This window comes from Micromonospora sp. H61 (assembly GCF_018070325.1).
GTDB classification, from domain to species: Bacteria; Actinomycetota; Actinomycetes; order Mycobacteriales; family Micromonosporaceae; genus Micromonospora; species Micromonospora salmantinae.
Genome location: NZ_JAGPXY010000055.1, coordinates 1 through 13,917, shown reverse-complemented (window position 1 = coordinate 13,917; position 13,917 = coordinate 1). Strand labels below are relative to the sequence as shown.

The 13,917-nt window shown below is 71.9% G+C and carries 16 protein-coding genes and 1 pseudogene; 8 read left to right on the top strand and 9 right to left on the bottom strand.

Annotated features, from left to right (window positions below; translation table 11 throughout):
- The first annotated feature begins 2 nt into the window (after positions 1–2).
- Both KBX08_RS23715 and KBX08_RS23710 read left to right on the top strand, forming a co-directional pair.
- Entirely contained in the window at positions 3–671 is a 669-nt protein-coding gene (locus KBX08_RS23715; protein ID WP_210785594.1) for a DUF899 domain-containing protein, read from the top strand.
- Entirely contained in the window at positions 668–1,195 is a 528-nt protein-coding gene (locus KBX08_RS23710; protein ID WP_210785593.1) for a pyridoxamine 5'-phosphate oxidase family protein, read from the top strand. Before KBX08_RS23715 ends, KBX08_RS23710 begins: the two co-directional genes overlap by 4 nt.
- Positions 1,196–1,289: 94 nt before the next feature.
- On the opposite strand, the gene rox is transcribed toward KBX08_RS23710, so the two are convergent.
- Both rox and KBX08_RS23700 read right to left on the bottom strand, forming a co-directional pair.
- Positions 1,290–2,768 (bottom strand): rifampin monooxygenase, encoded by a 1,479-nt coding sequence (rox, locus tag KBX08_RS23705; protein ID WP_210785592.1) that lies wholly within the window; start codon positions 2,766–2,768, stop codon positions 1,290–1,292.
- 198 nt (positions 2,769–2,966) lie between these two features.
- Positions 2,967–3,680: a TetR/AcrR family transcriptional regulator gene (locus KBX08_RS23700; protein ID WP_210785591.1), complete on the bottom strand. Its 714-nt coding sequence runs from the start codon at positions 3,678–3,680 to the stop codon at positions 2,967–2,969.
- A gap of 86 nt (positions 3,681–3,766) precedes the next feature.
- Here KBX08_RS23700 and KBX08_RS23695 point away from each other — a divergent pair, with 86 nt between their 5' ends.
- A complete protein-coding gene (locus KBX08_RS23695) occupies positions 3,767–4,630 on the top strand; it encodes an NAD(P)H-binding protein (RefSeq protein ID WP_210785590.1) in 864 nt (287 codons plus the stop codon).
- Between the two features lie 16 nt (positions 4,631–4,646).
- Here KBX08_RS23695 and KBX08_RS23690 read toward each other — a convergent pair whose 3' ends face one another.
- On the bottom strand, positions 4,647–4,967 hold the full coding sequence (locus tag KBX08_RS23690; RefSeq protein WP_210785589.1) for an ABC transporter permease: 321 nt from the start codon (positions 4,965–4,967) through the stop codon (positions 4,647–4,649).
- Between the two features lie 163 nt (positions 4,968–5,130).
- On the opposite strand from KBX08_RS23690, the gene KBX08_RS23685 reads away from it, so the two are divergent.
- Positions 5,131–5,607: a hypothetical protein gene (locus tag KBX08_RS23685; protein ID WP_210785588.1), complete on the top strand. Its 477-nt coding sequence runs from the start codon at positions 5,131–5,133 to the stop codon at positions 5,605–5,607.
- Positions 5,608–5,626: 19 nt separating this feature from the next.
- Here the strand turns inward: KBX08_RS23685 and KBX08_RS23680 are convergent, their stop codons facing one another.
- On the bottom strand, positions 5,627–6,610 hold the full coding sequence (locus tag KBX08_RS23680; protein ID WP_210785587.1) for a helix-turn-helix domain-containing protein: 984 nt from the start codon (positions 6,608–6,610) through the stop codon (positions 5,627–5,629).
- Between the two features lie 112 nt (positions 6,611–6,722).
- Between KBX08_RS23680 and KBX08_RS23675 the strand changes: the two genes are divergently transcribed.
- Positions 6,723–7,289, top strand: coding sequence for a maleylpyruvate isomerase N-terminal domain-containing protein (locus KBX08_RS23675; RefSeq protein WP_210785631.1), 567 nt, complete (start codon positions 6,723–6,725; stop codon positions 7,287–7,289).
- 96 nt (positions 7,290–7,385) lie between these two features.
- Here the strand turns inward: KBX08_RS23675 and KBX08_RS23670 are convergent, their stop codons facing one another.
- Positions 7,386–7,928, bottom strand: a complete 543-nt coding sequence (locus KBX08_RS23670) for a GNAT family N-acetyltransferase (RefSeq protein WP_210785586.1) — start codon at positions 7,926–7,928, stop codon at positions 7,386–7,388.
- Between the two features lie 32 nt (positions 7,929–7,960).
- Positions 7,961–8,449 (bottom strand): DUF1992 domain-containing protein, encoded by a 489-nt coding sequence (locus KBX08_RS23665; RefSeq protein ID WP_210785585.1) that lies wholly within the window; start codon positions 8,447–8,449, stop codon positions 7,961–7,963.
- A 229-nt stretch (positions 8,450–8,678) separates the two neighbouring features.
- Here KBX08_RS23665 and KBX08_RS23660 point away from each other — a divergent pair, with 229 nt between their 5' ends.
- A complete protein-coding gene (locus KBX08_RS23660) occupies positions 8,679–9,329 on the top strand; it encodes a LysE family translocator (RefSeq protein ID WP_091398236.1) in 651 nt (216 codons plus the stop codon).
- Between the two features lie 9 nt (positions 9,330–9,338).
- Here the strand turns inward: KBX08_RS23660 and KBX08_RS23655 are convergent, their stop codons facing one another.
- The 3 genes from KBX08_RS23655 to KBX08_RS23645 are packed head-to-tail and all read right to left on the bottom strand — an operon-like array spanning position 9,339 to position 12,203.
- Positions 9,339–10,163, bottom strand: a complete 825-nt coding sequence (locus tag KBX08_RS23655; protein ID WP_210785584.1) for an SDR family oxidoreductase — start codon at positions 10,161–10,163, stop codon at positions 9,339–9,341.
- The gene (locus KBX08_RS23650) at positions 10,160–11,500 is read right to left on the bottom strand and encodes an NAD(P)/FAD-dependent oxidoreductase (protein WP_247669940.1); all 1,341 of its coding nucleotides are present in this window, start codon (positions 11,498–11,500) and stop codon (positions 10,160–10,162) included. Before KBX08_RS23650 ends, KBX08_RS23655 begins: the two co-directional genes overlap by 4 nt.
- 55 nt (positions 11,501–11,555) lie before the next feature.
- A complete protein-coding gene (locus KBX08_RS23645) occupies positions 11,556–12,203 on the bottom strand; it encodes a TetR/AcrR family transcriptional regulator (protein WP_238688981.1) in 648 nt (215 codons plus the stop codon).
- Positions 12,204–12,260: 57 nt separating this feature from the next.
- Between KBX08_RS23645 and KBX08_RS23640 the strand changes: the two genes are divergently transcribed.
- Positions 12,261–13,619 (top strand): MFS transporter, encoded by a 1,359-nt coding sequence (locus KBX08_RS23640; RefSeq protein WP_210785582.1) that lies wholly within the window; start codon positions 12,261–12,263, stop codon positions 13,617–13,619.
- 26 nt (positions 13,620–13,645) lie between these two features.
- A pseudogene (locus tag KBX08_RS23635) lies at positions 13,646–13,917 on the top strand (hypothetical protein); the annotation flags it as partial.

Below are 13,917 nucleotides of genomic sequence, written 5' to 3'. Positions count from 1 at the left end.
GCATGAACCATCCGCCGATCGTCCCGACCGGGGACTGGCAAGACGCAGTGAACACCGTGCGCGTCCACGAAAAGGCACTCACCCGCCAGCTCGACGCAGTGGCCGCGGCGCGTCGCCGGCTGCCGATGACGCCGGTCGAGCAGGACTACGTGTTCGACGGCCCGTCCGGGCCTGCCAGTCTGAGCGACTTGTTCCAAGGCCGCCGCCAGCTCATCGTGTACACCTTCATGTGGCACGGCGTCGACGCTGTGTGCTCCGGCTGCTCGATGTTCACCGACAACGTCGGACACCTGGCCCACCTCAACGCCCGCGACGTCACCCTGGCGTTGACGTCCCATGGCCCACTGGACGACCTGCTGGCGCTGCGGAGGCGAATGGGTTGGACCCTGCCCTGGTACTCGTCGCTGAACAACAGCTTCAACGCCGACATGGGAACCGGCGACGGATTCGCGCTGAACGTCTTCCTCCGCGCGGACGACCGGATCTTCCGCACCTACACCACCACCGCCCGGGGCGTGGAACGGCTCGGCAGTAACTGGACCTTCCTCGACCTGACGCCATACGGCCGACAGGAGACCTGGGAGGACTCGCCGGAAGGCTGGCCGCAGACCCAGCCCTACCAGTGGTGGCGGCTGCACGACGAGTACGACACGACAAAGGATCCGTCGTGACAGTCGACGCGCCGGTCGCTGAGCTCCTCTTCCGCCAGGAAGACGCAACACCCTTCAACACCGATGTGGCGACACTCAAGCCCTGGCGCCAGGCGTTGGCCTGTCTGGAGTCGGCGCACAAGTGTTGGCTGTCCACTGTGGGGCAGGACGGCCGTCCACATGCCGCGCCGGTGATGGTGGTGCTCGTGGATGGGGTGCCGCGCTTTGCGAGCCGCCCGAGCTCCCGCAAGAGCCGAAACCTGGCCCGCAACCCCCGTGCTGTCATCACAGTGAGCAGCGAGGACCTCGACCTGGTGGTGAGCGGTGACGCTCACCAGGTGTCGGGCGGCACCGCGCTGCGCCGGGTGGCCGCCGCCTTCGCAACGAAGTACGGCTGGACGTTCGCCATCAGGGACGGACGAGTCCATGACGAGAGTCTGCCGGGATCGCCCGAGTATGCCTTCTACGAGGTCTCCCCCGTCCGGGCTTTCGGCTACGGCCCGGACGGGTTGACCGCGACCCGTTGGCGGTTCAACCGCACCTGAGTGACCGGGCTCGGGGCGACGCCCCGAGCCCGTCCGCCGCTGGTTGGTCTGGGCCGCACTCCTCAACCTCGATGTCGAGGCCGCTGGCCTGAGATCAGTGGGCGGGCTTGCCGAACCAGCGGGCGAGGTGGTAGTCCAGGTCCTGCTGGTCGTCGCCGATCCACGCCACGTGGCCGTCGGGGCGGAGCAGGAGGCATGGAACCTCCAGTGCCGCAGTCGACTCCGCGAGGTGATCGACCCGGTCTGACCAGCCGCCAACGGTGAGGCGTTCGGTGCGGTCCAGCAGCACACCGCGGCCGCGGTGCAGCAGACCGTAGAGGTGGCCCTGTTTGATGTCCATGTCGGGCAGACGGCGACCGAGCAGGTCGGGGCCGGCGCCGAAGTCGTAGCGGATACCGATCGCGGTGATCTTCTCCAGCAGGTGGAGGTTCACCTCGTCGAAGTCCATCAACTCGGTGAACAACCTGCGCACCGCCTGTGCGCCCGGTTCGGTGGACAGCAGCTCCGTCTGGGCTCGGGTGTTGTCCAGCACCGCCTCGGCGACCGGACGGCGTTCGGCCTGGTAGGTGTCCAGCAGTGCCTCCGGCGCCCAGCCGCGGATCCGCGCGGCCAGTTTCCAGCCGAGGTTGAATGCGTCCTGGACGCCCAGGTTGAGGCCCTGCCCGCCGATGGGCGGATGGATGTGCGCCGCGTCGCCGGCCAGCAGCACCCGCCCGACCCGATACCTGTCGGCCAGCCGGGTGGCATCGCCGAAGCGGGACAACCAGCGCGGGGAGTGCACGCCGAAGTCGGTCCCGGCGATGGCGCGCAACTGGTGTGTGAAGTCGTCGAGGGTGGGCGGTTCGGCGCGGTCGCTGACCCCGGCGGCGGGGACCAGGACGCTGTAGACCCCCCCGCCCGCGGGCCGCAGCCAGAACCGCTGATGGGTTTCGCGGATCGCGGCCACCTTGGCGGCGATCTCCTCCTGCGGGACGCCCACTTCCATCTCGCCCATCAGGCTCTCGGTCCGTGCCGGCTCGCCGGGGAAGCCGACGCCGAGCAGTTTGCGCACCGTGCTGCGTCCGCCGTCGCAGCCGACGAGGTAGCGCGAGCGCAGCTGTTCCCCGTCGGCCAGCTCGACTGTCACACCCTTGTCGTCCTGCTCGAAACGGGCGACCGCCCGACCGCGCCGGACCTGCGCGCCCAGTTCGATGGCGTGCTCTTCGAGCAGACGTTCGATGACCGGCTGCGGGATACCCAACAGATAGGCGTACCGGGAATCCAGGCCCGTGGGCGCGGGCTTGGGGATGGCGGCGAAGTAGGCGCTGGCCGGACGCTTCCGCCCGTGCGGGAGGATGCGGTCCAGCAGCCCGCGCATCGCCATCAGCTCCAGGCTGCGGATGTGCAGGCCGACGATGCGGACGGCCGATGCCGGCTCGGTTTCCTGCTCCACGATGAGGACCCGTACGTCGTGCAGCCGCAGTTCGGCGGCGAGCATCGCGCCGGTCGGCCCGCATCCGGCAATGATCACGTCGTACGTGCGGGGCACGCGATCGGTCGACGGCGGGTCGGCGGTGAATTGCTGAGGGTGCATAGAGGTGTTGCCTTCCGGGAGTGCCGTGTTGGCAGGGCGCTCCCGGCGACACCTACGTCAATCGCCCGACCGTGACGGCAAGGGGGAGCACCCACATCGCTACAACGTTCATGGGTCTCACCTCCTCGGGCGGTGTCGCGGTCAACTGCAAGCTATCTCCCCAGTGTTATCCCGTCGAGTTGTTTCCTCGCCAATTGATTACGGCGTCGGGTGGGTCAGCGACCGGTGGAGCCACTCGGCCATCAGCGCGCGTTCGGCGTCGGTGAGCCCCGGGAGGTCGGGCAGCACCGTCGCGAAGGTCACGGCGACCGCGTTCGTGGTGGTGTCGGGTGTTACCGGAGTTGTCGCCAGGATGCTGGTGAGCACGGCATCGAGCATGGCCTCACTCAGGTCGAGGTCGCGCTGGTCGGCGGGCATTCCCAGCAGCGTGAGGATGGTTCCGTTGCCCGCAGAGTGGATCATCATTAGTGCGCGCTCCTCGTCGACCCGGAGGAGGCCGGCTGCGGCGAGTCGTCGGACGCGGCGACGTAGCACGTCGAGGCCGGCGATCGTGGCCGGCGAGGGCGCACCGCTCCCCCGGGTGGCGATCAGCGCGTACAGCTCGGGGTTTGTCAGGCCGAACTCCACGTGCGCGCGCCATCCGGCGCGCAGGTCCGCGACGGGGTCGCCCGTCGCGCCGTCCGCTGTGACCGATTTGCCGCTGACGTAGGTGGTCATGACGTGCTCGGCGACGGCGTCGATGAGGCCGTCCTTGTCGCCGAACAGGCGATAGATGGTCGGTGCCTGCACGCCAGCGGCCTGGGCGACGGCGCGCGTCGTCACCGCGTTCGCCCCCTTCTCGCGCAGCAGTTGGGTCGCTGCCGCGACGATGCCCGCGCGGACGTCGTCGCGGGTGTCCTGCGTCGTCACCATGAACCGATGCTAACAGCGCCTTGTTAACGACGAAATATCAGTGCTAACGTCAGCGGCGTAACGCCGATAACAAGGGAGTGTTCAGCATGATCGTCGTCACCGGTGCCACTGGAAACCTCGGGTCCCAGATCGTCGACCGGCTGCTCGACCGGCTACCGTCCGACGCCGTGGGCGTGAGCGTGCGCGACGTCGACAGGGCCGCCGGCCACGCCGAGCGGGGTGTGCGGGTGCGGGCCGCGGACTTCACCGATCCGGCCACGCTGGGGCACGCCTTCGAGGGTGCCGACAAGGTCCTCATCGTCTCCGCCGCCATCCGCGGCCCCGGCGCGATCGTCGCGAACCGCGCCGCCATCGACGCCGCTCGCGCCGCGGGAGCCAACCGGATCCTCTACACCAGCCACCAGGCCGCCTCCCGGGATTCACTCTTCGCCGCCCAGCCCGCGCATGCCGCCACCGAGGAGCACCTGGCTGGACTGGGGGTTCCCTTCACCGCCCTGCGCAACGGGTTCTACGCGAGCACGCTCAGCTTCTCCATCGGCACGGCGCTGGAGACCGGGCTGCTCGTGGCGCCGGCGGACGGCCCGGTGTCCTGGACCGCGCACGCCGACCTGGCCGAGGCCGCAGCCGTCGCCCTCACCGAGGACGGCGTACTCGACGGGGTCACGGCACCGCTGACCGCCTCGGAAATGCTCGACCTCGAAGCGGTGGCCGCCATCCTCAGCGACATCACGGGCCGCGCCGTCGAACGGGTCGTCGCGGAGGACGACCAGTGGCGGGCGACCGCCATCGAGCGAGGCATGCCCGCGGCGGCGGCCGACTTCACTCTCGGCATGTACCGCGCGGCGCGAGGAAAGGAGTTCGCCGTGACCGATCCGACGCTGGAGACAGTCATCGGCCACCGCCCGACATCCGTCCGCTCGGTGCTCGAGGCCATCGTCGCCCAGCGCTGACGCGCTCGCGAGCCGATCAACGCAGCATCGTCCGGGTCATCCGACGGGTCGCGACGTGCATCGCGATCGAGCCGAACGCGAGGAGGTAGACCACCGGGATCAGCAGGTCCCAGCCGAGGCGGCCCAACGCGGGTTCCCTGACCAGCTCGATGCTGTGGTAGAGCGGCAGCACCTGGATCAGGGGCCGCACCGCCTCCGGGTAGACCGACAGGGGATAGAACGTCGTCGCGAACAGGTACATCGGCAGCATGAAGAGCTGGATCCACTGGAAGTCGGGGAAATCGCGCAGGTACGTCGTGACGAGCAGGCCGCCGGCCGCGAACGCGTACGAGATCAACAGCGAGGCAGGATCGCCTCGTAGATTTTCTCGACCCGAATCCGGACCATGGCGGCCTAGGCAAATTCGACAGTGGAGTGCAAGATCTGAACAGAGCTATCTAGTTTTTCAGACCCCATCCGGATTTGACCCTCGACCGGGTTGAGGCCCGACCATCGGCGACATGACCGACCACGCGACCGCCGACCCGACCATGACCCGCATCATCGAGGCCGTGCAGCTCGGCCAGAGCGGCGCACCTGCCCGAGCCCGTGAGCTGCTCACCGCGTTGTGGGACGAACTCGGGCCCACCGGTGACGCCCTGCACCGCTGCACCCTGGCGCACTACCTCGCCGACCTGCAGGACACCACCGAGGCGGAGCTGGCCTGGGACGAACGTGCCCTGGCTGCCGTGTCCGATCTGACCGACGAACGCGCCCGGCGGTATCTGTCCTCGCTCCAGGTCCAGGCGTTCCTGCCGTCGCTGTACCTCAACCTGGCCGACTGTCACCGGCGCCTGGGCAACGTCGGCCCGGCCCGGGAACACCTCGCCCGCGCCCGCGAACACCTGGTACGGCTACCGGACGACCCGTACGGCGAGAGCATCCGCGCCGCGGTCCGGGACTTCGTCGAGGACGATCCGACCGACCGCCGGCGGTAGTGGTTGTTGGTCGGGCGGGTCACCGACCCTGGCGAGCGACGCCCGTGCGGAATTCTTGTGGCGAACGTCCGTAGTGGGCACGGAAGAGGCGGCTGAAGTGGGCCTTGTCCGGGAAACCCCAACGGGCGGCGATGACCTGGATCGGCTGCCGCAGCAGCGGGTTGCCGAGATCACGCCGGCACTGCTCCAGGCGCTTGGCCCGGATGAGTTCGGCAACCGTCGTCGACTCCGTCTCGAACAGGCGGTGCAGCGACCGCGGCGAGATGTGGTGGGCGGCGGCGACGCTGCGAGGGCTCAGCTCGTCACTGTCGAGGTGGCGGTCGATGAAATCGACGACCCGGGCCCGCAACGCGGTCTGCCGCGCCTCCGGTGACACTGTGTCCTCGATGTCGAGGTACTGAGCGAGTGCGGCAGTGAGCAGGTCCACCGCCACCCCGCCCAGGATCTCGGCCTGGGCCGGCTCGAACTGCTCCGGGTGCGCCGCGATGGTGCGCAGGTGGTGGACCAACAGCCCGCCGACGCCGAGGTGCGACGGCAAAGGCGTGGCCAGCAGGCGGCGGAGCCGGTCCGGCGCCAGGGGCAGCGCCGCGTGCGGTATCTGCACGGTGATCGTGGTGGCGAGACCGGGGCCGTCCGCGCGGTGCCGGGCGACGTGCCGCCGCGCGGGGTCCAGGAGCGTGAAGTGCTTGCCGGGTTCCAGCGTGGACTCGGTGCGGTCCTGGATCAGGGTGCTGTGACCGGTCAGTGGCAGCGTGAGTTGATACACGTCCCCTTCGGCGCTGCGAACCAGTTTCGCGGGCCGGATCGCCTCCAGGGACGGGTAGCGCAGCGAGGTCATCCGAATGCGACCGAGATCGATGGCCTGGACGTAGGCGACGAAGTTGTCCAGGTGGCCGCTGCTGATGTGCGCCGGCGCCGTCTCCTGGGCGACCAGGGCATACCAGAACGCGAACCGGTCCGCCGGGGGCAACACCGTCGTGTCCACCACGAGGTTGGGCAACACTCTGCTCGCCTCCCCCCATATGCGAGGATGGATTCTTGCATGCCTCGACTTTCTTCACCCATGACGGGATTCCCACGCCCGGTGCTGCCCGGCGGGTTGGCGAGTGTCGGCGGTGACCGGCGCCGACCTGCGGGAGGCAGCCGACGTGATGACCCGGGTGCTGCTGCCACACAGGGAACGCGACTGGTCGGTGCCGGCCGGCTCGCTGAGCTGGAGCTGCTGGACCACCGCGGCACACGTCGCGCACGACCTCCTCGCGTACGCGGGCCAGGTCACCGGCCGCCCGGATGACGGCTATCTGCCGTACGACCTGCGGGTCTCCCCCGACGCGAGCCCGACGCAGGTGCTCACCGTGGTGCGGGCCTGCGCCGGTCTGCTCGCCGCCGCCGTCGACGCCGCCCCGCCGGACGCGCGGGCCTGGCACTTCGGTCCGTGCGATCCGGCCGGTTTCGCCGCCATGGGCGTGGCCGAGAGCGTGCTGCACACCCACGACGTCACTCTCGGTCTCGGTGTGCCGTGGCAGCCGCCGCAGCGGCTGAGCGCGCTGGTGCTGCGCCGGCTGTTCCCGGACGCCCCGGCCGGGGCGGCACCCGAGGTGCTGCTCTGGATGACCGGCCGCGGTGAGCTGCCCGGCCGGGCCCGGCGCACCTCCTGGAGCTGGCGGGCCGCAGTCGACTGACTCGCACCAGCGTCGAGGGGTGGTGGCCGCCCGGTGGAGCGTCAGGGGTCGGGTTCGCACGGTCGGCGCCGGGAGGTGTCGACAGTGCTGCCCCGGCTACCCGGCGTGCAGCGAGTGCCGGTGGCCGTCGAGCGGGAACGGCGGTCGGGCGGGCAGCACCTCCTGGAACACGAAGCCGCACTTCTGCGCCACCCGGCAGGACGCGACGTTGTCCACCTGGTGCAGCAGGTCGAGACGGGCCACCTCGGGAAACCGGTCGAACGCCCAGCGGCTCAGCGCGGTGACCGCGCGAGGGGCGACGCCGCGGCCGCGTGCCCATGACGCCGTCCAGTAGCCGACCTCCGGGGCCGGGCGCTTCGACGTGACCCCCTTGAGCACCACGTTGCCCACCAGCCGCGCGCCGTCGGCCTGCTCTTCGAGGACGGCGAAGGTGTACCGCCGGCCGTCGGCCCAGTCGCGCAGCGCGCCGTCCAGCCACCGTCGGGCCTCGGCGGCGGTGGTCACCGCAGCGCTGGTCCAGCGGCGCAGGACCGGATCCCGGTACGCCCGCACCAACTCATCCAGGTCGTCGGCGCACCACTGACGCAGGGCGACACCCGGCGTCGAGGGCGTGTCGGGTGACCGCGTTTCGATAAGCATCGGCACAGTCTGCCGTGGCCGTGGCCCGGGGGTCAGCCCCGACGGCGCCACCGCCGCCACCAGCTACGGCGGGGCCGGCGCGCCGGCGGCGGGACGGCCGCCGCTTCGGTGACGGTCGAGGTGATCTCGGGCCGGGCCCGCTCGGCGCGCCAGCGGCGGATCACGTCCTCGGTGTTCACCGGGCGCACCGCTACCCGGGGGCCGTCGTCGGGGAAGCGCAGCCACGCCACGATCTGCGTGTTCAACTGCCCCACGAAGTCGCGGACGGACTGTTCGGTGGGCAGGTCACGGACCTCGTCGGGGACCTGCTCGATGCGTCGGCGCAGTTGCAGCGACGTGGGCAGGAGCAGGTCACTGGGGAGCGCCTCGCGTTCCAGGAAGCTCTTGATCCACCACGCCTCGTCGTACGGCGCCCCCCGACCGGGGATCGGCTTGCCCATGCCGGGCAGGTCGTCGAACTCGCCGCGCTGTACGGCATCCTGGATCTTCGCCTCCACTGACGCTTCCCACGCCTCGGTCACCGTGCGGCACCTCCCTGGCCACCGTAACGCGCCGCCTCCGGCCGGCGACACGCACTTGCCAGGGGTCAGCACGCCCGCGACGGTGAGCATTCCCGCCGACGGCGCCGCCGTCGCGCCGAACGCGAGTGGATCACCTCAGATCGCAGGCCACGGCCTGCCAGGTGGCCCTGGGTTGCGATGTTCCTCCCGATTACGGTCGGTGTGGGGACTACCGAACGGGGGAAGTGTCGTGGTGAGTACTGGTGCACTGCTGGGCATCGCGCTGGTGGCGTTGGGGCTGGTGCTCACGCCCGGCCCGAACATGGTCTACCTGGTGTCCCGCTCGGTGGCGCAGGGCCGCCGGGCCGGGCTGGTCTCGCTGCTCGGGGTGGCCGCCGGCTTCGGCGTCTACCTGGCGGCGGCGGTCGCCGGCCTGGCCACCGTCTTCGTCCTGGTGCCGACGCTGTACGCGGTGGTGAAGCTGGCCGGCGCCGGCTACCTGCTCTGGCTGGCCTGGCGGACGCTGCGTCCGGGTGGGCACTCGCCGTTCAGGCCCGCGCCGCTGCCGCCGGACCCGCCCCGGCGGCTGTTCACCATGGGCCTGGTCACCAACCTGCTGAACCCGAAGATCGCGATCCTCTACGTGTCGCTGCTACCGCAGTTCATCGACCCGACGCGGGGGCACCTGGCCACGCAGAGCCTGCTGCTCGGTCTGACCCAGATCGTCGTGGCACTGAGCGTGAACGCGCTGATCGTGCTCAGCGCCGGCTCGCTGGCCGGGTTCTTCGCCCGCCGGCCGGTGTGGTTGCGGGTGCAGCGGTGGGTGACCGGCACCGCGCTCGCGGCACTGGCCGTGCGCATCGCCGCCGACCGCTCGCGCGCGGCCGTCGCCACACCCTGACCCGGGCGGTCAGCGCCCCCGGTGGCGGCCGAGCATCCCGGCGGCCAGCGGCGCGGCGTCCAGGTCACCGGCGGCGAGCCGGGCGTTGAGGGTACGGCGTACCAGCCGGTCGGCCAGCGCGGGCGCGTGCCGGCCGACGGCCATCTCCAGCCGGCCGCGTGCGGTGGTCGCCACGTCCCGGGGCGCGCGTCGGGCGGTGGCGGTGCGCAGGATCGCCGCGACCACCCCTTCGACGGGCTCGGGGCGCGACACCCCTTGCAGGGACAGCCCGGCCTCGGCGGTGCTGTCGTGGATCGGTGAGGCGACCATGCTCGGGTAGACGACGCTGACCCCGACGTGGGTACCCACCTCGTGGCGCAGCGCGTCGGCGTAGGCGACCAGGGCCCGTTTGCTCACCCCGTACGCGGCGGCGAGCGGGAGGGGCAGCACCGCCATCCGGCTGGCCACGAAGATCACCCGTCCGCGTGCGGTGAGCAGCGGGGGCAGAGCGGCGGCGGTGGTGCGCCAGGCGGCGAGCAGGTTGACCTCCAGTTGCCGACGGACCACCTCGTCGGGCGGCAACTCGGCCGGCGCGGGACCACCCACCCCGGCGTTGTTGATCAGCAGGTCGAGCCCCCCGAGCCGGTCGACGGCGGCCCGCACCGCCGCCGGTACGGCGTCCGCATCGGTCAGGTCGCAGCCCAGCACCGGCACGTCGTCGTCGGGACGGGCGTGCAGGTCGAGCCCCACCACCCGGGCGCCGGCAGCGCTCAGCGCGGCGCCGAGATGGCGGCCGAAGGTCCCGCTCGCCCCGGTGACCAGCACCCGCCGACCGGCCAGGGAGCGGCCGCTCACCGGGGTACCCCCGTTGAGGGCGTCGTGCCGGAGCGGGCGCGGCGGGTCCCGGCGGTCAACTCCCGGGCCAGCTCGGCCAGGTAGACGTCGAAGTCCACCCGCATCGCCGGGCGGCGCTGACCCCAGCGGGCGGTCGCGGCCCGCAGTTCGGCCCGGCAGGCGGCGCGCTGTCGCTCCGGGTCCGGCAGCGCGTACCGGCCGGCGAGATGCGCCGCGATCAGCTTGGCCTGCGCCTCGACCAGCGGGAACGCGGAGCCGGTGGACTGCATCAGCCCGACGAAGCTCAGCCCGGGGGCCTCGGGGTGGAACACATGCCGGTACAACGGCAGGGTGTCGGCGCCTCCGGCGAGCAGCGCCGGGTCGAGGAACGCGACGTCCACCCGGTAACCGGTGCACCAGATGATCAGATCGACGCTGTCGCTGCGGCCGTCGGTGAACTCCACCCGGTCGCCGTCCAGGGCGGCGACGCCGGGTCGGGCCTCGACGTCACCGTGGGTCAGCCGCGACAGCAACCCGTCGGAGAGCGTCGGGTGGTCCTGCAGGAAGCCGTGCGTCGGTGCGGGCAGCCCGTAGCGGGTGGGGTTGCCGACGGTGGCGCTCAGCATCGTCTGGCTGATGCGTTGGCGCAGACGCCACGGCAGCCGGCGGGCCAACGCCCCGTTGAGGGTGTCCGAGGGGCGACCCAGCAGGTACTTCGGCACCACCCAGACGCCCCGGCGCAGCGACAGCAGGGTGCGGGTGGCGGCGTACGACGCGTCGACGGCGATGTCCATCGCGGAGTTGCCGCCGCCGACGACCAGGACCCGCCTGCCGGCCAACTGCTCCGGGCCCCGGTAGTCGTGGCTGTGGATCTGCTCGGCGGTGCACTCGCCGGGGTAGCCGGGGTCGGGCAGCCGGGGCACCCGGTTGTGCCCGTTGGCGACGACCACGGCGTCGACGGTGACCTCGACCGGCCCGCTCGGGCCACTGGCGGCCACCGTCCAGGTGCCGTCGGGGTGCTGGGTGACCCGCTCGACGGTGTGGCGCAGCCGGATGGTGTCGGTCAGCCCGAAACGCTCGGCGTAGTCGGCGAGGTAACCGGCGACCCGACGGTGGTCGGGGTAGTCGGGCCAGTCGGTGGGCATCGGGTGGTCGGCGAACTGGGTGCGACCACGGCTGGTGTTGAGGTGCAGCGTGCGGTACGCGGGCGAGTCGGGTGCCCCGTACACCCAGAGGCCACCGACCTGCTCGGCGGCTTCGAAGCCCACAGTTGGCACGTCGGCGTCGCCCAGTGCCTTGACCGCGGCGAGCCCGGCGGCGCCGGCCCCGATCACCGCCACCCGAGGTGGTACGCCCATTGCCGCCCCCATTAATCCAACGTCCGATGGATAATCGTCGCGCGGCGGCGGCCCGTCAAGGGGTCGGTGATCCGTACAGCCCGTCGAGCAGGCGATGCACGAACGCCCGGAACTCGCGCCGCTCCCGAGCGCCGGGCGCACCCGCGGCCAGCGCCACCACGTGCCCGTGCGTCGCCCACACCAGACTGCGCACGGTGATGTGCGGGGTCGGCTCGGCGAGGGCGCCGGTCGCCGCGGCGGCGGTGAGCAGCTCCGCGACCAGCCGGTACAACGGGTCGGCGTAGCGCTGGTCGAGCTCGGCGTGCCGCTGCGGTTCCAACCAGCGGCGCAGCCACAGCGCGGTGGTCTCGGGGCGGTCCTCCAGGAAGTCGACGAAGACGTCGACCAGCTCGTGCAGGGCCCGTAGCGCCGCGTCGGGGCCGGCGTCGAGGGCGGCGCGGGCCTGCTCGGCGGCCTCGGTCAGCACGTCCCGTTCGGCGGCGAACACCCTGGCGAAGCACGCGTCGTAGAGCGCCGCCTTCGTACCCGTGTGGTGCGCGACAGTGGCGACGTCGACCCCGGCGGCGGCGGCGACCTCCCGCAGCCCGACGGCGTCGAAGCCGCGCTCGGCGAAGAGCGCTGTCGCCGCGGTGAGCACCACCTCGCGGGTCGGCCGGGTCTCGTCGCGGCGGGGCCGACCCGGGCGGCGGCGGGGCATGGTCATGGCCGCCATTCTGCCCCTAGAATCCAGCAACCGTTGGATTGCGGAGAGGATGCGGCGATGACCGGGCTGGACCGGCGGCCTGCGGCCGCCACCGACGCGACGCTGCCGCGCGGGCCCCTGGCGGGCTTCGCGGCCGGGTCGCTCGGCATGGGTGTCTGGGTGACGGTGCCCGGCCTGCTGCTGCTCTACTTCCTCACCGACGTGCTGGCCGTCGGGCCGTGGCTGGCCGGCCTGGCGCTGCTGCTGCCGAAGATCGCCGACGTGCTGCTGCACCCCTGGGTGGGGCACCGCGCCGACGTCGAGCAGACCCGACGCGGCGACCGTCGTCGCCTGCTGCTGCTCGGCTGCGCCCTGCCGGTCGCGTTCGCCGCGCTCTTCGCGGTGCCCGGCGGCCTGACCGGCGCGCCGGCGGCGGCGTGGGTGGCGGTGTTCTTCATCGCCGGCAACCTGCTCTTCGCCGCCTACCAGGTCCCCTACCTGTCCACCCCGGCCGATCTGCGCATCGGCTACCACGAACGCACCCGGCTGATGGCGTTCCGGATGGTGGTGCTGACCCTGGGCATCCTGGTCTCCGGGCTGCTGGCCCCGCTGCTCACCGGCGGCGACGCCGCGACGCGGGACGGCTACCAGCGGATGGGCGTGGTGCTGGCTGTGGGGATGCTGGTGGCCATGCTGGTCGGTGTCGCCGGCATCGCCCGGCTGCGCGGGTCCGCGCCGGCCAGCGCCGCGTCGGGGCACGGCGGGTGGCGGGCGTTGCGCACGGCGCTGCGTGACAGGCAGTTCCGGTGGCTGGTCGCCGCGTACCTGGCGATGTCCACCACCACCCACCTGGTGCTCGCCGGGGTGCCCTACTACGCCGAGTACGAGCTGCGCGCCCCGGGCCTGACCACGGTGCTGGTGGCCGCGTTCGTGGCGCCGGCGCTGCTGGTCACCCCGGCCTGGCTGGTGGTGGCCCGACGCGTCGGCAAGCAGCGGGCGCTGCTCGGCGCGCAGGGCGCGTTCGCGATCGGCGCGGTGGTGTTGGCGGTGGGCCGACCGGCCGGCCTGCCGGTGCTGGTCGCCGCGGTGGCGGTGCTCGGGGTGGCGTTCGCCGGCATGCAGTTGCTGCCGTTCTCGATGCTGCCCGACGTGATCCGCGCCGCCGGCACCGCCGGCGGCACCGGGGCCGGCACCTACACCGGGGTGTGGACTGCCACCGAGGCGACCGGCGCGGCCCTGGGCCCGTACGCGTACGCGCTGTGCCTGACAGTGGGTGGTTTCGTGGCCTCGACGGCGGGTGAGTCGCCGGTGCAGCCGGACGCCGCGCTCGCGGCGGTCCGCTACGGCTTCGGGTTGCTGCCGGCGGTGGCGATGCTCGCGGCGCTGCTGCTGCAACGCCGCTACACCCTGGACGCGACGGCCCGGGCGGCGAGCTGATCGGCCGGCACTAGACTTCGCCCTCGATGGACGCCCAGCCCAGCACCACCGAGACCCGCCCGTGCGCCCACTGTGGAGCGCCCGTGCCGCAGCGCGTCGGTGCGGGTCGACCGTTTCGCTACTGCCGCGACAACGACGGCGCCTGCCAGCGCGCCTCCCGCAACAGCCGGATGCGGCACCGCAACGCCCCCGGTCTGCCCGGGCAGGTGGCCCGCACCTGGGAGGCGGTGGACCGACTCGACCAGATCGTCGAGACGTTGACCGAGTCCCTGCACGCGGAGTTGTCGCCGGTGGGTGT

Excerpts from the sequence above, each read along its gene's own strand:
- KBX08_RS23700 (WP_210785591.1), bottom strand. The coding sequence starts at position 3,680 with ATGGTGACGACGCAGGACACCCGCGACGACGTCCGCGCGGGCATCGTC.
- KBX08_RS23685 (WP_210785588.1), top strand. The coding sequence starts at position 5,131 with ATGACCGACCACGCGACCGCCGACCCGACCATGACCCGCATCATCGAG.
- KBX08_RS23695 (WP_210785590.1), top strand. The coding sequence starts at position 3,767 with ATGATCGTCGTCACCGGTGCCACTGGAAACCTCGGGTCCCAGATCGTC.
- KBX08_RS23650 (WP_247669940.1), bottom strand. The coding sequence starts at position 11,500 with ATGGGCGTACCACCTCGGGTGGCGGTGATCGGGGCCGGCGCCGCCGGG.
- KBX08_RS23670 (WP_210785586.1), bottom strand. The coding sequence starts at position 7,928 with ATGCTTATCGAAACGCGGTCACCCGACACGCCCTCGACGCCGGGTGTC.
- KBX08_RS23640 (WP_210785582.1), top strand. The coding sequence starts at position 12,261 with ATGACCGGGCTGGACCGGCGGCCTGCGGCCGCCACCGACGCGACGCTG.
- KBX08_RS23715 (WP_210785594.1), top strand. The coding sequence starts at position 3 with ATGAACCATCCGCCGATCGTCCCGACCGGGGACTGGCAAGACGCAGTG.
- KBX08_RS23645 (WP_238688981.1), bottom strand. The coding sequence starts at position 12,203 with ATGACCATGCCCCGCCGCCGCCCGGGTCGGCCCCGCCGCGACGAGACC.
- rox (WP_210785592.1), bottom strand. The coding sequence starts at position 2,768 with ATGCACCCTCAGCAATTCACCGCCGACCCGCCGTCGACCGATCGCGTG.